The 18423-nt window shown below is 68.3% G+C and carries 14 protein-coding genes; 10 read left to right on the top strand and 4 right to left on the bottom strand.

Translation table 11 applies throughout. From position 1 onward, the window contains the following. Positions 1 to 83: 83 nt before the first annotated feature. Complete coding sequence (gene pepN, locus DLJ53_RS17340; protein WP_111347509.1) at positions 84 to 2654, bottom strand: aminopeptidase N; 2571 nt, start codon at positions 2652 to 2654, stop codon at positions 84 to 86. Positions 2655 to 3105: 451 nt separating this feature from the next. Here pepN and DLJ53_RS36400 point away from each other — a divergent pair, with 451 nt between their 5' ends. Continuing rightward, positions 3106 to 4098 carry a hypothetical protein gene (locus DLJ53_RS36400; RefSeq protein ID WP_146619991.1) on the top strand — a complete coding sequence of 331 codons (993 nt, stop codon included), beginning with the start codon at positions 3106 to 3108 and terminating at the stop codon, positions 4096 to 4098. Positions 4099 to 4177: 79 nt separating this feature from the next. Then, entirely contained in the window at positions 4178 to 5395 is a 1218-nt protein-coding gene (locus tag DLJ53_RS17330) for an acyl-CoA dehydrogenase (RefSeq protein WP_111347506.1), read from the top strand. Positions 5396 to 5714: 319 nt separating this feature from the next. Here the strand turns inward: DLJ53_RS17330 and DLJ53_RS17325 are convergent, their stop codons facing one another. Continuing rightward, on the bottom strand, positions 5715 to 6713 hold the full coding sequence (locus DLJ53_RS17325; RefSeq protein WP_111347505.1) for a KpsF/GutQ family sugar-phosphate isomerase: 999 nt from the start codon (positions 6711 to 6713) through the stop codon (positions 5715 to 5717). 152 nt (positions 6714 to 6865) lie between these two features. On the opposite strand from DLJ53_RS17325, the gene DLJ53_RS17320 reads away from it, so the two are divergent. The 6 genes from DLJ53_RS17320 to DLJ53_RS17295 all read left to right on the top strand — a co-directional run bounded on the left by DLJ53_RS17320 (position 6866) and on the right by DLJ53_RS17295 (position 15714). Beyond that, complete coding sequence (locus tag DLJ53_RS17320) at positions 6866 to 8080, top strand: lytic murein transglycosylase (RefSeq protein WP_111347503.1); 1215 nt, start codon at positions 6866 to 6868, stop codon at positions 8078 to 8080. A 731-nt stretch (positions 8081 to 8811) separates the two neighbouring features. Then, positions 8812 to 9429 carry a GNAT family N-acetyltransferase gene (locus tag DLJ53_RS17315; RefSeq protein ID WP_162409297.1) on the top strand — a complete coding sequence of 206 codons (618 nt, stop codon included), beginning with the start codon at positions 8812 to 8814 and terminating at the stop codon, positions 9427 to 9429. Positions 9430 to 9733: 304 nt separating this feature from the next. After that, complete coding sequence (locus DLJ53_RS17310; RefSeq protein ID WP_111347500.1) at positions 9734 to 11590, top strand: ABC transporter ATP-binding protein; 1857 nt, start codon at positions 9734 to 9736, stop codon at positions 11588 to 11590. 62 nt (positions 11591 to 11652) lie between these two features. Beyond that, the gene (locus DLJ53_RS17305; RefSeq protein ID WP_342353597.1) at positions 11653 to 13479 is read left to right on the top strand and encodes an ABC transporter substrate-binding protein; all 1827 of its coding nucleotides are present in this window, start codon (positions 11653 to 11655) and stop codon (positions 13477 to 13479) included. 19 nt (positions 13480 to 13498) lie between these two features. Further along, positions 13499 to 14524: an ABC transporter permease gene (locus DLJ53_RS17300; protein WP_111347497.1), complete on the top strand. Its 1026-nt coding sequence runs from the start codon at positions 13499 to 13501 to the stop codon at positions 14522 to 14524. Then, positions 14521 to 15714: an ABC transporter permease gene (locus DLJ53_RS17295; protein ID WP_226577935.1), complete on the top strand. Its 1194-nt coding sequence runs from the start codon at positions 14521 to 14523 to the stop codon at positions 15712 to 15714. Before DLJ53_RS17300 ends, DLJ53_RS17295 begins: the two co-directional genes overlap by 4 nt. A 3-nt stretch (positions 15715 to 15717) precedes the next feature. On the opposite strand, the gene DLJ53_RS17290 is transcribed toward DLJ53_RS17295, so the two are convergent. Further along, positions 15718 to 16251 (bottom strand): cupin domain-containing protein, encoded by a 534-nt coding sequence (locus DLJ53_RS17290; RefSeq protein ID WP_111347496.1) that lies wholly within the window; start codon positions 16249 to 16251, stop codon positions 15718 to 15720. 51 nt (positions 16252 to 16302) lie between these two features. Beyond that, on the bottom strand, positions 16303 to 16506 hold the full coding sequence (locus tag DLJ53_RS17285; protein ID WP_111347494.1) for a hypothetical protein: 204 nt from the start codon (positions 16504 to 16506) through the stop codon (positions 16303 to 16305). 142 nt (positions 16507 to 16648) lie between these two features. Here DLJ53_RS17285 and gatC point away from each other — a divergent pair, with 142 nt between their 5' ends. Both gatC and gatA read left to right on the top strand, forming a co-directional pair. Continuing rightward, entirely contained in the window at positions 16649 to 16936 is a 288-nt protein-coding gene (gatC, locus tag DLJ53_RS17280) for an Asp-tRNA(Asn)/Glu-tRNA(Gln) amidotransferase subunit GatC (protein ID WP_111347493.1), read from the top strand. Next, entirely contained in the window at positions 16933 to 18390 is a 1458-nt protein-coding gene (gene gatA / locus DLJ53_RS17275; RefSeq protein ID WP_111347491.1) for an Asp-tRNA(Asn)/Glu-tRNA(Gln) amidotransferase subunit GatA, read from the top strand. The genes gatC and gatA overlap by 4 nt, the downstream gene beginning before the upstream one ends. Positions 18391 to 18423 lie beyond the last annotated feature (33 nt).

Genomic DNA, 18423 nt, shown 5'->3' with positions numbered 1-18423 from the left:
GCCTGCATGCCGGGCGGCGGGCAGGGGCCCCGGATCGGGCGCATGGGTCGGCGCCGACACGTCGCCCCGGGGCCTTACTCCCCTCAACCCTTAGCGGTCAGGCGCCGGGCGATGTCGACCACGTCCGACGACGTCGCGGTCTGCAGGACGTCCGCGAGGACGTCGGCCGCCGCCTCGCGCCGCGGGGCGTCGAACCGGCGCACGTCCGAGAAGGACGTCAGCAGCCGGGCCGCCACCTGCGGGTTCGACTTGTCGAGCGATTTCGCGACCTCCGCCACGAGGCGGTAGCCGGAGCCGTCGGCCCGGTGGAACGCGGCGACGTTCTGCGCGAACGCGCCGATCAGGCTGCGCACGCGGTTCGGCGTCTTGAGGCTGAACTTCGGGTGCTCCATCAGCCGCCGCACCCGGTCGAGCGCCTCCGCATCCGGGCGCATCGCCTCCATCGCGAAGTACTTGTCGAGCACCAGCGGCTCGTGGTCGTACTCCCGGGCAAAGGTGGCGAGCGCCTCGTCCGCCTCGCCGGCATTGGTGAAGGCGAGAGCGCCGAGCGCGGCGAGGCGGTCGGTCATGGACGTCGCGTTCTTCGCCTGCGCCATGGCGCGGCCCGTGTCGCCGGCGGACGCCAGAAGCTGCATCGCCGCGTTGCGCAGCGCGCGCTGGCCCGCGGCGTCGGCGGAGACGTCGTCCGCCGGCGGCAGCGGGGCGCCGTGGAGCCTGGCGAGGACGTCCCGCATCTTCTCGCCGAGCGAGGCGCCGAGGCCCTGGTGGGCGGTGTCGACGCGGTCCGGGTCGACGTTCTGGCCGATCGCCTCGATGAGCGCCTGGCGCGTCGGCAGGATGAGCGCGAGCGCGCGGAAGGCGGGTTCATGGCCGGCGTTCGCCGCCAGCGTGCCGAGCGCGGCCGCGAGCGGCGTCTCGTCGATGGCGGCGCCGTCATAGCGGGCCTGCATCGCCGACAGCGCCAGGCGCTGCACCGCGTCCCACACCGTGAACGGGTCGTCGTCCTTGGCGATGAGGGTCAGGTCGCGCGCCTCGTCGGGTGCGCGTTCGATGGTGACCGGCGCCGAGAAGCCCCGCATCACCGAGGCGATCGGCGCCGCGTTGAGGCGGTTGACCGTCACCGTCACCCTGTCGGTGAGGACGATGTGGCCGGTGCCGATCTCGCCGCCCGTCACGGTCGCCTTCGCCGGGTCGATGGCACCGGTGTCGGTGAGCAGCGCGAGGCGCACCGGAATCGGCTTCACGGAGGCGCCCTCGGCCGGAACCTGCGTCAGCTCGAGGGTGTAGCGCCCGTCCTTGAAGGCCTCCGCGACCTTGACGCGGGGCGTACCCGGCTCCTCGTACCAGCGCATGAAGGCGCCCGGATCGGGGATCGAGAAGCAGCCGATGAAGTCCTCGACCGTCGCCGCGGTGCCGTCGAAGCGGGCGAAGTAGTCGTCCATCCCGGCGCGGAAGCGGGGCTCGCCGATCATGGTGTGGATCATGCGGATGAGCTCGGCGCCCTTGTCGTAGACGGTCGAGGTGTAGAGGTTCGAGATCTCGTCGTACCTGTTCGGCCGCACGCAGTGGCGCAGCGGCGAGGCGTCCTCCGGGAACTGCGCCGCGCGCAGCCGCCGCACGTCCGCGATCCGCTTCACCCCCCGGGAGCGCTCGTCGGAGGTGAACTCCTGGTCGCGGAAGACGGTGAGGCCCTCCTTCAGGCAGAGCTGGAACCAGTCGCGGCAGGTGATCCGGTTGCCGGTCCAGTTGTGGAAATATTCGTGGGCGATGACGGTCTCGATGCCGGCATAGTCCTGGTCCGTGGCGACGTCCGGGTCGGCCAGCACGTAGCGGTCGTTGAAGACGTTGAGACCCTTGTTCTCCATCGCCCCCATGTTGAAGTCCGACACCGCGACGATGTTGAAGACGTCGAGGTCGTACTCGCGCCCGAAGCGGGTTTCGTCCCACACCATCGAGCGTTTCAGCGCGTCCATCGCGTAGGTCGCCCGGGGCTCCTTGCCGCGCTCGACGTAGATGTTCAGCTCCACCTTCCGGCCGGACATGGTGGTGAACTCGTCCGTGACCGCGCCGAGGTCGCCGGCGACGAGGGCGAAGAGGTAGGTCGGCTTTGGGAACGGGTCGTGCCAGTGCGCGGTCAGCCGGCCGCCCGACACCTTCCGGTCGACGAGGTTGCCGTTGGACAGCAGGACCTGCTCGCCCTCCGCATCGGAGACCACGAAGACGTCGTAGACCGACAGGACATCGGGGCGGTCGTAGGCGTAGGTGATGCGCCGGTAGCCTTCGGCCTCGCACTGCGTGCAGTAGACGCCGTTGGAGCGGTAGAGGCCCATCAGCTCGGTGTTGTCGTCCGGCGAGACGACGGTGACGAGGGTAAGCGCGAAGGGCTCCGCGGGCGGGGCCTTGAGGACGAACCTGTCCGGGGTCGCCTCGTAGGCGCTCTCGTCGAGCGGTGCGCCGTCGAGCTCCGCCGCCATCAGCGAGAGGCCGTCGCCGGCAAGCTCCAGCGGGCCGCCGCCGACCGGCTCGTACAGCGTCGTCGCGCGCACCACGGTACGCGTCGGGTGGAGGGCGAACATCAGCGAGGTGTGCGGGGCACGGTAGGGCGTCGGCGCGTAGTCCTTGAGGAAGACTGTCTTGCCGGTATCGGTTCGCATGGGGTGCCCTTTCGGTGTCCTACTGCATTGACGTGTGCCTCACTGGCGCCAGCTGCACCAGCCCCGCCGCGCAATGCGCGGCAAATGCGCCGGTCGAACGGGAGGCGGCCCGGAGGTAGGGGAGTCCCCGCCCGGCGGCGCGCCGTGCGTCCCGGGGTCGCGGCAGCGGCCCGCGCGTCAACCCGGTATCTAGGTCACCTGGGGCTCCCCGGCCACGCGCGCCGGGCGTGTCGGCGATGCGTCTCCCGTGCGGGAGCATCCCGGGGTCATCTTGCGCAAACTTACAGCTCTCTACTTAAATATTCGAACCTCTGGTTCTATAAAATGACTTTACGGCCATATTGATGACTGAATCTGTGTGCGCTATAGTGTGATATATTCGCAGTCATATCAGCGCCAGTATTTGGCATCGAGAGGATTTGTCGTGTTTTGGTCTTTGCGTGGGGAGAGAGTGCTCGGACGTGCCACAGACGATTGGCTCCACGGCCGGTTCGGTGACGACACGATCGAGGGGGCCGGGGGGAACGACACGATCCTCGGCGGCACCGGCGACGACGTCCTGCGCGGCGACCGTGACGAGGACACGCTCGGCCACAACCTCGTCCAGAACGGCTCGTTCGAGGATGTGAGCGGCCTGCGCGCCCGCGACTTCGGCTTCGTCGGGACACCCACGGGCTGGACGCTGGAGAACGGCGTCGCCGTCGAGGTGGTCCGCGACGGCTGGGTCGGCATGCCCGCGTCCGACGGCGGCTACTGGGTCGATACCGGGACGGTGGGCTCCGACGTCATCGACATCTCCCAGCAGATCGACGGCGTCGAGGCCGGGGAGACCTATCTCCTGACGTTCGATGCCGGCCAGTGGCGCGCGCCGAGCGACGCGCCGGACGAGACGCTCAACGTCTACTGGAACGGCGAGCTCCTCGGCACCATCCGCCCCGACAGCGTCGACGCCTACGAGACCTTCCAGTTCAACGTCGAAGGCGGCAGCGGCGACGGCACCGGGACCCTGCGCTTCGCCGGTCAGTCCGACGGCACGGCCGACGCGCAGGGCGTCGTCATCGACAATGTCTCGCTGCAGGAGGTCCTCGCCGTCCACGGCAACGACGTCCTGTTCGGCGGCTGGGGCGACGACACCATCTTCGGCGACGGCGGCAACGACCGCATCATCGGCGGCTTCGGCAACGACGTCACCACCGGCGGGGAGGGGCACGACACCTTCGTCATCGGGGTGCGTCACGGCCACGACATCATCACCGACTTCGACCTCGACGAGGACGTGATCGCGCTGCGCTTCCTGCGATTCATGCTGGACGACGGGGAGACGGCGCGCGACGCGGTCGACATCACCCAGGTCGGCGATGACGCCCAGATCGCCTACGGACACGCGACGGTGCTCCTGCTCGGCGTGAATGCCAACCTCCTGACGGACGACCACTTCATCTGACGGGCGGCGTTCTGCGCTTTGCTCGGCTCCGCCAATGGGCCTATGAAGCCCCCTTCGGATGCCCTGCGGGAGGAGAAACATGTCAGCCGTCGCCGAACCCCAGAACGTGAAGGACAAGAAGGTTGCGTTTCAGTGGGATGACCCCTTCCAGCTCGAGACGCAGCTCACCGAAGACGAACGTCTGATCCGCGAGACCGCCAACGCCTACGCGCAGGAAAAGCTCCAGCCCCGCGTGATGGAGGCCTGGCGCAACGAGCATACCGACCGCGAGATCTTCAACGAGATGGGCGAGCTCGGCCTTCTGGGCGTGACGGTGCCGGAGGAGTACGGCGGCGTCGGCGCCGGCTACGTCTCCTACGGCCTCGTCGCCCGCGAGGTCGAGCGCGTCGATTCGGGCTACCGCTCGATGATGAGCGTCCAGTCCTCGCTGGTGATGTACCCTATCTACGCCTACGGCGACGAGGCGCAGCGCATGAAGTGGCTGCCCAAGCTCGCTTCCGGCGAGTTCGTCGGCTGCTTCGGCCTGACGGAGCCGGACGCCGGCTCCGACCCCGGCGGCATGAAGACCCGCGCGGTGAAGGTCGACGGCGGCTACAAGCTCTCCGGCGCCAAGACCTGGATCTCCAACTCGCCGATCGCCGACGTGTTCGTCGTCTGGGCGAAGTCCGAGGCGCATGACGGCGCGATCCGCGGCTTCGTGCTCGAGAAGGGGATGAAGGGGCTCGAGGCGCCGAAGATCGAGGGCAAGATCTCGCTGCGCGCCTCGGTCACCGGCATGATCATGATGGACGAGGTGTTCGTGCCGGAGGAGAACCTCCTGCCGAACGTGTCCGGCCTCAAGGGGCCGTTCGGCTGCCTCAACCGCGCCCGCTACGGCATCTCCTGGGGCGCGATGGGTGCCGCCGAGGACTGCTGGCACCGCGCCCGGCAGTACACGCTCGACCGCAAGCAGTTCGGCAAGCCCCTCGCCGCGACCCAGCTCGTCCAGAAGAAGCTCGCCGACATGATGACCGAGATCACCCTCGGCCTTCAGGGCTCGCTGCGCGTCGGCCGACTGTTCGACGAAGGGCAGATGGCGCCGGAGATGATCTCCATCGTCAAGCGCAACAACTGCGGCAAGGCACTCGAGATCGCCCGCATCGCCCGTGACATGCACGGCGGCAACGGCATCTCCGAGGAGTACCACGTCATCCGCCACATGGTGAACCTCGAGACGGTCAACACCTACGAGGGCACCCACGACGTGCACGCGCTGATCCTCGGCCGCGCCCAGACAGGCCTGCAGGCGTTCTTCTGATCCGGCCGCGCGCCTCGGCCTCCGGGCCGGGGCGCCGACGGGCGCCGTCCCGCCCGGGAAGGCGGTGCCCCGAAGATGCGAGGGGGGTTCCCCCCTCGCGCTCCCTCCGCCTCGCCGGCAGGCAGGCGGTTCAGGTCAGACGGCCGCGAAGGGCGGCCGGCTGTTCTGAACCACCCGGTCCAGCCTGGTGAGGGCCAGGGCCGCGTCAAGGGTGAAGGCTTCGCCCGCGCTGCGCGCGCCCTTGACCCGGCCCTGGCCCTCGGGCCGTGCCGGGTCGGGATCTGGCGGAGCAGGAAGAGGGCGGGGGCGGCGTGCGCCCTCAGACGACGCCGGCGCGCAGCAGGTCGTGCATGTGCAGGATGCCGACCAGCTTGCCCTCGTCCGTCACGAAGAGGGTGGAGATCTTCGCCGAGTTCATCGCCTCCAGCGCGGCACCCGCCAGCACGTCCTTCTCGATCGTTTTCGGCGCCTTGCTCATCACGCTCTCGACCGGACGGCGCAGGATGTCGTTCTCCAGATGTCGGCGCAGGTCGCCGTCGGTGACGATGCCCGTCAGCGACCCCTCGGCGTCGACGACGCCGACCGTGCCGAACCCCTTCGCCGACATCGCGATGATCGCCTCGCTCATCGGCGTGCCCACCTTGACGAGCGGCACCTCCTGCCCGGTGTGCATCAGGTCGCCGACGAACTGGAGCCGCGCGCCGAGGCGTCCGCCGGGGTGGAAGGTGTGGAAATCCGTTGGCGTGAAGCCGCGCCGCTCAAGTAGCGCCACCGCCAGCGCGTCCGCCATCGCGAGCTGCGCCACCGCCGATGAGGTGGGGGCGAGGCCGAGCGGGCACGCCTCGGCGCCGATCGGCAGCGCCAGCGCGACGTCCGCCGCGCGGCCCAGCGTCGACTTCGCGTTCGACGTGATCGCGATCACCGACACGCGGAAGCGCTTCGCGTAGGAGAGGATCGAGGCCATCTCCTTCGTTTCGCCGGACCAGGAGAGGGCGAGAATGACGTCGGCGCGCGTGATCATGCCGAGGTCGCCGTGGCTCGCCTCCGCCGGGTGGACGAACTGCGCCGGCGTCCCCGTCGAGGCGAGCGTCGCCGCGGCCTTTGCGGCGATATGTCCGGACTTGCCCATGCCGGTGACGACGATTCGCCCCTCGCACCCCGCCATCAGGTCGACCGCGCGGGCCACCTCGCGGCCGAGAGGGCCGGCCATCGCGTCCGCAAGGAGCGCCATGGCGCTGATTTCCGTGCGGATCGTCCGCTCCGCGGAGGCTTTGACGTCCGCCTCGTGCGGGCTCCCCCTCAACTCGACGACCGTCATCGCCACTTCCTTCACTGTTCCGGCTACACTGTACCGCAGATTGACCCGCGCTTTATGCGGATGAGACTTGCCATTCAAGGTGAGGATGGCCTTAACGGTTTGCCAGCGATCGTCCGGTATGCGCTTTCCTCAGAGAGTTGGAGTCGCGCTTTATGGTTTCAGGAGACATTGCCTTCAATCGCGTGCTGGCGTCTGCCGCGCTCGTGGCGGTGATGCTGTTTATCCCCCACCACGCTCGCGCCGACGCGTTTTCGTCGTGCGTGGCGTCGAAGTGGCCCGCCGCCAGGTCAGCCGGGGTCACCCGCGCGACCTTCGACGCGGCGACGCGGGATCTGCGTCCCGACCCCGACACGGTGCGCCTGTCCAATCACCAGTCGGAGTTCGTCAAGCCGATCTGGGAGTATCTGGACACCGCCGTCTCCGAGAAGCGCGTGCGCGAAGGCCGTGCCGCCTATGCGAAGTATCGCGATACGCTGAGCGCGATCTCGGCCCGCTACAAGGTCGACCCCGAGGTGATCGTGGCGATCTGGGGCATGGAGACGAGCTACGGCTCCCATATGGGCGACCACAACGCCGTCCGCGCGGCCGCGACCCTCGCCTGCAACGGCAGCCGCCGGTCCTCGTTCTGGACCGACCAGTTCGCCGCCGCGCTGAAGATCGCGCAGGACGGGCACGTGCCGCTCGACCAGATGAACTCGTCGTGGGGTGCGGCGATGGGGCACACCCAGTTCATCCCGACGAGCTGGCAGGCCTACGCCGCCGACTTCGACGGTGACGGCAAGCGCGACATCTGGCGCTCGATCCCCGACGCCTTCGCTTCCACCGCCAACTACCTCGCCAAGTCCGGCTGGAACTATCAGGAGACGTGGGGCTACGAGGTCGTCGTCCCGCGCAACTTCGATCACCGCAAGGCCGATTCGAAGCAGAAGCGGACCCTCGCCCAGTGGGAGGCGCTCGGCATCAAGCGCGCCGGCGGCGCGAGCTGGCCGCGCCCCAGCGATCAGGCCTACCTGCTCTATCCGGCGGGGGCGAACGGGCCGGCCTTCCTGATGCTGCACAACTTCGACGTCATCAAGCGCTACAACAACGCGGACGCCTACGCGCTCGGCGTCGGCCACCTGGCCGACCGGATCATCGGCGGCGGCGACTTCAATCAGAGCTGGCCGAAGGACGAGAAGCCGCTGACGCGCGCTCAGGTCAAGGAAGTGCAGTCGCTGCTCACCCGGCGCGGATTCTCCACCGGCGGCATCGACGGCTCGGTCGGGCCGATGACCCGCGACGCGATCCGCGCCTACCAGTCCTCCGGCGGCAAGGTGCCGGACGGCTACGCCTCCACCCAGCTCCTCCAGGACCTTCAGCGTCGCTGATCCAGGCCCGAGCGCGACCCGGCGGCGCCTGTCTGCGGCGCCGCTGAGCGGCTGCGGGTTCCGCACCCCGACTGGGTCGGGACCCCTCCGGGCGGCGCAGAACCGCGATCACGGAATGCTTCAGGTCTGAAGCGCGACGTGATCCGGCCCGACCTAACCTCCTGCCGGATCGACACTATAACACTTTCGGTCGCCTGTTTCCGGCGACCGGAGTGAGTCCATGTCCCTGATGTCCTCGCCTTCGCGGGATCCGTCCGCAGGAAGCCCCGTCGTGCGCAGGCGCCACGGTCATTCAAGCGGTATGGCGCGGGCGCGTCGGGATGGCTCCGCTTCATTGCTGAATTTCGATCGATCGGACCTGTTCGTCGCCGCTGGCCGATTCGCCGCAGCGACGCGGCGCGCCGATTCGCGGCGGCGTCCGACCGTGGTGGGGCAAATTCGCCACGGCGGCGGCGAAGTAGCTGGTTGTCCGGACAAATCGTCCTATGTGCGGCGCCGTGGTCGTGGCGGCCCGGCAATCCTTCACATGCGACGATTTTATCCCGAAAGTCGGTCGTTCCCGGAGGCGTAGGACCCGTCCGGATGTGCCTCGACATCTGATATATCGATTATGTCTCAGCGGCTTGAAAGGTTCCGTCAGGGCTGGTCTGCACAATTAAGAGTGGCGTGCGGGAGGGGTGCGATGCATCTATCCTATAGAGTAATGGAGGTGTCGGCACATGGCGCCGAGTATGAGTGACAAGGCGGCGTTCGCGTCCGTGGTGGTGCGCCGTCTGCGCCGTTCCGAAATGAACCTGGTCATCGATCATTTCATGCGGCTCGATGACGAGAGCCGGCGCCGGCGCTTCTGCCGTCCGGTGAACGATGCCTACCTCAGAAGCTACGTGATGGGCGAAAAGTACCGCCCGGGCCACATCGAGGGCGTGTTCGTCGACGGTGTGCTTCGCGGGATCGCCGAGCTGCGCCCGCTGGGCGGCGAGTATCGCGGCCACGCGGAGGCGGCGTTCAGCGTGGAGCTGCCGTTCCAGCGGCGCGGCCTCGGGACCAGGCTGTTCGAACGGCTGGTACTTCGCGCCCGCAACCATGGCATCCATACGCTGTCGATGGCCTGCCTTCCCGAGAACCGGGCGATGCAGACGCTGGCGCGGCGCCTCGGCGGCTCCATCGTGCGCTGGCCGGGCGAGATGCAGGGAACCCTCACCGAGGAACCGGCGAACGTCTTCTCCATGGCGCGCGAGGCCGTCGCCGAGATGGCCGGAACGGCGTTCGCGACGCTCGACTGGTGGGCCCGCTACGACCCGACCGGCTGGATGCCCCGCCGTGCCCCGTCGCGCAGCCGCGCGGCCTGAAACGTGGCCGTGGGCCACGCGCCGGGCCGGATCGCCGGCCGGCGCACCGGATGGTCCACAGCTTGAGCCATAGGCCGGAGAGGGGAGGTTACCCTGCCTCCCCGGACAGTCCCGGATCCGAAATTTCTTATTTTTGGCGGTATCTTGCGCATGCTGTCGTCTTATCGACGGGGTGCGAAACGAACCCGACTTAACATCGGCCTGATAAAACGCCGGGAGCGGGTTTGAATTTTCCGAGTAATGTCGTCACGGTGTGATCGAGCGCTGCCACAGGGGTGGCCGCAGCGGTTCCACGAGAGGCCCCGTGACTGTCCTCGACGTACGTGATCTGGTCGTTGAGTACCACGCCGATGGGATCGTGCGTGCGGTGGATGGGGTGTCGTTCGCGATCCCGCAGGGCAAGACCGTCGCCGTCGTCGGCGAATCAGGTTCGGGCAAGTCGACGATCAGCCAGGCCGTGATGGGCCTCCTGCCGCCGGTGGCGAAGGTGTCCGGCCAGATCCTCTTCCGCGACGACCGCGACGTCGGCGCCGAGACGATCGATCTCGCGAAGCTCCCGCGCAACGGCGCGGCCATGCGCGACATCCGCGGCAACCGGATCGCGATGATCTTCCAGGAGCCGATGACGAGCCTGTCGCCGCTCCACACGATCGGCGACCAGATCGGCGAGGCGGGCCGGCTCCACCGCGGCATGGACCGGGCCCAGGCGCGCGAGGCGACGCGGGACATGCTGCGCCTCGTGCGCTTCCCCGACCCGGACCGCGCGGTCGACGCCTATCCGTTCGAGCTGTCCGGCGGGCTGCGCCAGCGCGCCATGATCGCGATGGCGATGATGTGCCGCCCGGCGCTCCTCATCGCCGACGAGCCGACCACCGCGCTCGACGTCACGATCCAGGCCGAAATCCTCAAGCTGCTGCGCGACGTGCAGGACGAGCTGGGGATGTCGATCCTCCTCATCACGCACGACTTCGGCGTCGTCGCGAACATGGCCGACGAGATCGTCGTCGTGTACCACGGGCGCGTGGTGGAGCGGGGATCCGCGCGGGAGATCTTCACCGCGCCGGAGCACCCCTACCTCAAGGCGCTCCTCCACGCCGTGCCGACCTTCGCGATGACCGAGCGGTTGTCGCCGATCCGGCCGATCAAGCCGCAGCTCGGCGCGTTCGGCAAGCCGTGCCCCGGCGCGCCCGGCACGCCGCTGATCAAGGTCGACAACGTGGTGAAGACCTTCCGCCTCAAGAAGGGCGGCTTCTTCTCGCCGCCGCGGACGCTTCGCGCCATCGACCAGGTCTCGTTTACCATCAACACCGGGGAGTGCCTCGGCCTGGTGGGCGAATCGGGCTCCGGCAAGACGACGATGGCGATGGCCATCATGCGCGCCTTCCCGCCGACGTCCGGGAGCGTGAGCCTCAATACGCCGAACGGCTGGCGCGACCTCGCGAGCCTCTCGGGCGCGGAGCTCGCGGCCTACCGCAAGCGCGTGCAGCTCGTCTTCCAGGATCCGTTCTCCTCGCTCAACCCGCGCATGTCGGTGAACGAGATCATCCGCGAGCCGATGGTGATCCATGACGTCGGCACCGCCGAGGAGCGCGCGGCGCGCGTGCGCGACCTGATGGGCCTCGTCGGCCTCGACCCCAAGATGCTGCGGCGCTACCCGCACTCGCTGTCGGGCGGGCAGCGCCAGCGCGTCGGGATCGCCAGGGCGCTCGCCCTGCGTCCGGACCTCCTCGTCTGCGACGAGCCGGTGTCGGCGCTCGACGTCTCGGTCCAGGCGCAGGTTCTCAATCTTTTGACCGACCTGCGGCGCGAGTTGAACCTCACCTACCTCTTCGTCAGCCATAATCTTGCCGTGGTCGACTATCTCGCAACCCGCATCGCCGTGATGTGCCACGGCCGCCTCGTCGAACTCGGCGGCACGCGCGCGGTGATCGACAATCCGCAGCACCCCTATACCCAGGCCCTCCTGACCGCGGTTCCGGACGCGAACCTCGACAGGCCGCTCGATTTCAAGAAGCTGTCGGCGGGCCGTGCGTCGGATCCGTCGGCGTGGCCCGAGCCTTATCGTCTGGAGCCCGGCCAGGTGCCCGTCATGATCGAACGGGAGCCGGGGCATTTCGTCTGCGCGCCCGGAGAGGCGCCGAGCATGAAGGACGCCGCATGATCCGCTTCGTCGTTGCCTTGGGACTCGTTGTCTTGGCGGCGTTGCCGGTATCGGCTCAGACCGTGCAACTGGTCGAGACCGAGACGCTCTCCCGCACGCACACCGGCCTGCCTCCGGTCACCGAGCGTGTGCCGGAGGAGCCGTACATCGTCGATCTCGCCGCCAAGGGCCGCAAGGTCGGCAAGCACGGCGGCGACCTGAAGACGATGATCGGCCGGTCGAAGGACGTGCGGCTCATCAACGTGTGGGGCTACGCCCGCCTCGTCGGCTACGACGAGCAATACCAGCTGAAGCCGGACATCCTCAAGGCGGTCGACGAGGAGGAGGGGCGTGTCTTCACCCTCCACCTGCGCAAGGGCCACAAGTGGTCGAACGGCGAGCCGTTCACCTCCGAGGACTTTCGCTACTGGTTCGAGGACATCCTCACCAACACCGAGCTGACGCCGACGCCGAGCCCCTTCATGCTGGTGGACGGCAAGCTGCCGACCTTCGAGGTGGTCGACGAGACCACGGTCCGCTTCGCCTGGGACAAGCCGAACCCGAACTTCCTGCCGTCGCTGGCGCAGGCCCGTCCGCCGTTCATCTACCGCCCGGCGCACTACCTGAAGCAGTTCAATCCCAAGTACGGCGACCCGGAGAAGATCGAGCAGATGGTCCGGGAGGCGAAGGTCCGATCCTGGGCGCCGCTGCACAATCTCAAGGACGAGATGTACGACGCGTCCAACCCGGACCTGCCGTCGCTCCAGCCCTGGGTCCTGTCGGCGGACACCAACGACCGCCGCGCCGTCATGGTGCGCAACCCGTACTTCCACCGCGTCACCACCGAGGGCCAGCAGCTTCCCTACATCGACCGCGTGATCATGAACGTGGTCGACGGCGGGCTGATCGCCACCAAGGTGCAGGCGGGCGACGCGGACCTGCAGGCCCGCGGCCTCGTCTTCGCCGACCTCCCGGTGCTGAAGCGGGGCGAGAAGTCGCGGGGCTACACCGCCGGGCTGTGGCCGCAGGCCAACGCTTCGGCCATCGCGATCTACCCGAACCTCACGGTCAACGACCCCGAGCTCCGCACGCTCTTCCGCGACCGCCGCTTCCGCGAGGCGCTGTCGCTCGGCATCGACCGGGAGCTCCTCAACCGGGTGCTCTACTTCGGGCTCGGCCAGCCGTCGGCCAATATCGTGCTGCCCGAGAGCCCGCTCTACAGCGAGGCCGTCGCCGCGCCGCCGCCCTACGACACAGACAAGGGCAACAAGCTGCTGGACGAGATCGGCCTCACCAAGCGCAACGCGGAGGGGATCCGTCTCCTGCCGGACGGACGGCCGCTGGAGCTGATCATCGAGACGGCAGGCGAGGACGCGATCCAGATCGACGCGCTGGAGCTCATCAAGGACGGCTGGCGCGAGCTGGGCGTCGCGCTCTTCCCGCGTCCCTCGCAGCGCGACGTGATGCGCAGCCGCGCCTTTTCCGGCGACCTCGCGATGAGCGTCTGGCTCGGCTACGACAACGGCATCCCGTCCGAGACGATGCCCCCGGTGGAGCGCGTTCCAACCTCCGAGCAGTTCCTGACGGGGCCGGCGTGGGGCGCCTGGGTGACGAGCGGCGGCCAGTCGGGCGAGAAGCCGGACTATGAGCCGGTCGTGAAGCTCCTCGAGGCCAACAACACCTGGATGACCTCGGAGAACGCGGCCGAACGTGAGGCCGCGTGGATGGAGATCCTGCGGATCCACGGGGAGGAGGTGCTGACGCTGGGCACCGTCCAAGGCGTGGTGCAGCCGGTGGTGATCTCGAATTCGCTGAAGAATGTGCCCATGAAGGCCACCTACGGCTGGGATCCGGGCGCGCAATTTGGCATCTATCGGCCGGACGAGTTCTTCTTCGCGGACAGCGAATAAGAGGCACTAGGGGACGACCATGCTCGCCTACATCCTGCGCCGGCTGGCGGGCATGATCCCGACCCTTCTGGTCATCTCGGTGCTCATCTTCCTGATCATCGAGCTGCCCCCCGGTGACTACCTCTCGAACCAGATCGAGCAGCTCCGGGTGCAGGGCGAGACGGCGTCGATCGCCAAGCTCGAGTTCCTGCGCAAGGAGTTCGCGCTCGACCGGCCGTTCCTGGAGCGCTACGGCGTCTGGGTCGGCATCTGGCCCGGTCCCAATGGGTTCGACGGGATCCTGCAGGGCAACTACGGCTGGTCGTTCGAGTACTCCAAGCCGGTGGAGCAGGTGGTGTCGGGGACGCTGCTCCTCACGGTGATCCTCAACTTCGCCTCGATCCTCTTCGTCTACATCGTCTCGTTCCCCATCGGCATCTACTCCGCCACGCGGCAGTACTCCTGGGGGGACTACGGCTTCACGCTGCTCGGCTACATCGGCCTCGCGACGCCGAACTTCCTGCTCGGACTGATCCTGCTCTTCTTCATGAACGAGTGGTTCGGGGTCTCGATCGGCGGGATGATGGCGCCGCAGTTCGTCGGCCAGCCGATCAGCGTCGACAAGGTCCTCTCCATCCTTGCCCACCTCGTGGTGCCGACCGTCGTCATCGGCACCGCGGGGACGGCGGCGATGATCCGGCGCCTTCGGGCCAACCTCCTCGACGAGCTGCACCGGCAGTACGTCACCACCGCGCGGGCCAAGGGCCTGTCGGAGAGCCGGACGGTGCTGAAATACCCGCTGCGCATGGCGCTGAACCCCTTCATCTCCGACATCGGCAACCTCATCCCCTCGCTGGTTTCGGGCTCGGTCATCGTCTCGGTGGTGCTCAACCTGCCGACGGTGGGCCCGGTGCTCCTCGGCGCGCTGCAGTCGCAGGACCAGTACCTCGCCGGGTTCATCCTCCTCTTCGTGGCGATGCTGACGCTGATCGGCATGCTGGTGTCGGACATTCTCCTGGCGCTGCTCGACCCCCGGATCAGGCTCGGTCAGGAGGCCGCGTCGTGAAGGAGCAGCAGATCGTGGACCCGGCCGCGAACCTCCCGGAGCTCCCGAGCCGCTACGTCGACCGCGCGCCCTTCGACCCGACCGACGCCGAGGCGCTGACGCCGGAGCAGGAGCGCTATTTCCAGGCCTCGCAGTGGCGCATCATCTGGTGGCGCTTCCGCCGGCACCGGATCGCCGTCTGGTCGCTCGTCATCCTGGGCCTCTTCTACCTCTGCGTCCCGTTCGCCGAGCCGATCGCGCCCTACGACCCCAACATGCGAAACGCGCAGTTCCTCTACGCGCCGCCGCAGCCGCCGCGGATCGTCCACGACGGCGCGCTGCACCTGCCGTTCGTCTACCCGATGCGGGCCGAGCTCGACCTCGACACGCTGCGCTGGAACTATATCGAGGACCGGGAGAACCCGCAGAACATCCGCCTCTTCTGCATGGCGGGCGAGTACACGATGTGGGGCTTCATCGAGGGGCGCTTCCACGTCATCTGCCCGCCGAAGGGCGGCACGATGTTCTTCGCAGGCACCGACCGGCTGGGCCGCGACGTCTTCTCCGGCCTCGTCCACGGGGCGCGCATCTCGCTGACGGTCGGCCTCGTCGGCATCACAATCTCGATCCTGCTCGGCATGTTCTTCGGCGGCATCGCCGGCTATTTCGGCGGCATCATCGACAGTGTGATCATGCGGCTGATCGAGATCCTGCGCTCGCTGCCGGAGCTTCCGCTGTGGATGGCGCTGTCGGCGGCACTGCCGGTGACCTGGCCGCCGCTGTGGATCTACTTCGGCATCACCATCATCCTAGGCCTGCTCGACTGGCCGGGTCTCGCCCGCGCGGTCCGCTCCAAGCTCCTGTCGCTGCGGGAGGAAGACTACGCCAAGGCCGCCGTGCTGATGGGGGCGAAGCCGAGGCGCATCATCACGCGCCACCTCCTGCCGGGCTTCTCGAGCCACCTGATCGCCTCGGCGACGCTCTCGGTTCCGACGATGATTCTCGGCGAGACGGCGCTGTCGTTCCTGAACCTCGGATTGCAGCGCCCGGCGATCTCCTGGGGCGTCCTTCTCAACGAGGCGCAGAACATCACCGTGGTGACGATCTACCCCTGGCTGATGGCTCCGGTGGTGCCGATCATCATCGTCGTCCTGGCGTTCAACTTCCTCGGCGACGGCCTGAGGGACGCCGCCGATCCGTACAAGCACTGAGGTTCAGTGCCTCAGACCCCACGCCTTGGTGAGCGGGCCGTCGGTACCGTAGATCGGGTCTGACTCGGGAAGCGGGACCCGCGCGACCTGCGCCGCGGCCTCGTCCATGGGCAACGCGGCGGCGCTGAGAGTGGTGTAGTCCTCCTGACCGGCAGGGTAGGCGCCGCAAACCTTGAAGTCCGGAGCGCCGCTCAGGAAGCAGTGGCCGGTGCCGGCCGGCAGCACCAGGACGTCGCCGGTCTCGACGCGGATCCGCTCGCCGGACGCTCCGCCGATCATCAGCTCGGCCGAGCCCGAGATGCAGGCGAGGGCCTCGTGTGCGTCGGGGTGGTAGTGGTGGAAGGGGAAGACGCCCCAGGTCCACATGCCGCCCCAGCCGTTCGAGGCGTAGATCTCCCGCGCGTCGCCCGGGCCGGTGCCGGGAGCCAGCGCCTTGCGGATCGCGACCATGGGAAGGTCGGGGTGGTTGGGGATCCCGTCCGCCGGCGGGAAGCACCGCGAAACCACCTCGGCGTGGTCGAGCGTCCTGGTGCCCATGGTCGTCTCCTCTATCTTATGTTGTTTTAGGAGGAGACTTGGGGCAGGGACCTAGGACGGTCCAGATCCGCTGAGGTGAAGGATCTTTCGCGCCACGTAGATCGACAGCGGAATCGACAGGACCGCGCCCGAGACCGCGGCGACGACGATCCAGAACCCGGTCCCGTAGCCCGGCGTCACCAGGCAGAGGACGATGAGGACGCCCATCACGGTCGGTGCGACGATGGTGTGGACGATGGCGGTAACCTTGAGCACGGCCGAGCCTCCTCTATGGTGATCGCCCCATCACACTCCGCTGGCGGGCGTCTGCATTGATCGAACGCAAGAGCGGGCGCGTGGCGACGTTGCGCGGCGCGCGAAAGGGGTGGTACGGGACGCCCGGATTGCTGGAGCCGCCATGTCCGTCGACACTGAAACCGTGCGCCGCGTCGCGCACCTCGCACGCCTCAAGATGGGCGATGAAGAGTTGGAGCGCCTGAAGGGCGACATGAACGCCATCCTCGGCTTCGTCGAGCAACTCGGCGAAGTGGACGTGGAGGGGGTCGAGCCGATGACCTCCGTCGTCGACGCCTCGCTGAAGCGCCGCGACGATGTCGTGACGGACGGCGGATACCCGGACCGTGTGCTCGCCAACGCGCCGGAAGCGGCGGACGGCTTCTATCTCGTGCCGAGGGTCGTCGAATGAGCCTGACCGATCTGACGCTCGCCGAGGCGCGCGACAAGCTCGCCGCCAAGGAAATCCGCGCCACCGAACTGACGGACGCCTACATCGGCGCCATCGAGGCGACGACGTCCCTCAACGCCTACGTGCTGCCGACGCCCGACAAGGCGCGCGCCATGGCCAAGGCCTCGGACGAGAAGCTCGCCGCCGGGCAGGGCGGTCCGCTCGAGGGCGTGCCGCTCGGCATCAAGGACCTCTTCTGCACCGAGGGCGTGCGCACGACGGCCGCGTCGAAGATTCTCGGCAACTTCGTGCCGCCGTACGAGTCGACCGTCACCGCCAACCTCTGGAAGGCGGGCGCGGTCTGCCTCGGCAAGCTGAACCTCGACGAGTTCGCCATGGGCTCGTCCAACGAGACCAGCGCGTTCGGCCCGGTGCTGAACCCGTGGGGCAGCGACAACCGGCGCCTGGTGCCGGGCGGCTCGTCGGGCGGTTCGGCGGCGGCGGTCTCGGCGCACCTGTGCGCCGCGGCGACGGCGACGGACACCGGCGGCTCGATCCGCCAGCCGGCCGCGCTGACCGGCACGGTGGGGCTGAAGCCGACCTACGGGCGCTGCTCGCGCTGGGGCATCGTCGCCTTCGCGTCCTCGCTGGACCAGGCCGGTCCGATCACCCGCGACGTGCGCGACGCCGCGATCATGCTGAAGCACATGGCCTCGGTGGACGACAAGGACTCCACCTCCGTCGACCTCCCGGTCGCCGACTACGAGGCCGCGCTCGAAGGGTCGGTGAAGGGCAAGAAGATCGGCATTCCGAAGGAATACTCGATCGACCCGATGCCGGAGGAACTCGCCGCCTTCTGGAAGAAGGGCGAGGACTGGCTGCGTGCCGCGGGGGCGGAGATCGTCCATGTCTCGCTGCCGCACACCAAGTACGCGCTGGCGGCCTACTACATCGTCGCCCCGGCGGAGGCGTCCTCCAACCTCGCCCGCTACGACGGCGTGCGCTACGGGCTGCGCGTCCCGGGCGAGGACATCATCGACATGTACGAGTCGACCCGTGCGGCCGGCTTCGGCGACGAGGTGAAGCGGCGCATCCTGATCGGCACCTACGTGCTGTCGGCGGGCTACTACGACGCGTACTACCTGCGCGCCCAGAAGGTCCGCACGCTCATCAAGCGCGACTTCGAGAACGTCTTCCACCAGGGCGTCGACGCGCTCCTGACGCCGACGGCGCCGAGCCCGGCGTTCGAGATCGGCGGCAAGCAGGACCCGGTGGAGATGTACCTCAACGACATCTTCACCGTCCCTGTGAACATGGCCGGCCTGCCGGGCATCTCGGTGCCCGCCGGCCTCGCCGACGGGCTGCCGCTGGGCCTGCAGCTCATCGGCCGCCCGTTCGACGAGGCCGGCCTCATGCCGCTCGCCCGCGCGCTGGAAGACGCCGCCGGCCGGTTCGTGCCGCAGAAGGCCGCGTAAGGCAGCCGCCAGCTCGCGGCCGCATCACGGTGC

The organism is Acuticoccus sediminis (assembly GCF_003258595.1).
Taxonomy (GTDB): domain Bacteria; phylum Pseudomonadota; class Alphaproteobacteria; order Rhizobiales; family Amorphaceae; genus Acuticoccus; species Acuticoccus sediminis.
The sequence above is the reverse complement of the archived record's forward strand: the minus strand, read 5'-3'. Positions and strand labels throughout refer to the sequence as shown.

Coding starts and splice junctions, on each gene's coding strand:
- DLJ53_RS17300 (WP_111347497.1), top strand. CDS start 13,499: ATGCTCGCCTACATCCTGCGCCGGCTGGCGGGCATGATCCCGACCCTT.
- DLJ53_RS17330 (WP_111347506.1), top strand. CDS start 4,178: ATGTCAGCCGTCGCCGAACCCCAGAACGTGAAGGACAAGAAGGTTGCG.
- gatC (WP_111347493.1), top strand. CDS start 16,649: ATGTCCGTCGACACTGAAACCGTGCGCCGCGTCGCGCACCTCGCACGC.
- gatA (WP_111347491.1), top strand. CDS start 16,933: ATGAGCCTGACCGATCTGACGCTCGCCGAGGCGCGCGACAAGCTCGCC.
- pepN (WP_111347509.1), bottom strand. CDS start 2,654: ATGCGAACCGATACCGGCAAGACAGTCTTCCTCAAGGACTACGCGCCG.
- DLJ53_RS17315 (WP_162409297.1), top strand. CDS start 8,812: ATGAGTGACAAGGCGGCGTTCGCGTCCGTGGTGGTGCGCCGTCTGCGC.
- DLJ53_RS17290 (WP_111347496.1), bottom strand. CDS start 16,251: ATGGGCACCAGGACGCTCGACCACGCCGAGGTGGTTTCGCGGTGCTTC.
- DLJ53_RS17320 (WP_111347503.1), top strand. CDS start 6,866: ATGGTTTCAGGAGACATTGCCTTCAATCGCGTGCTGGCGTCTGCCGCG.
- DLJ53_RS17325 (WP_111347505.1), bottom strand. CDS start 6,713: ATGACGGTCGTCGAGTTGAGGGGGAGCCCGCACGAGGCGGACGTCAAA.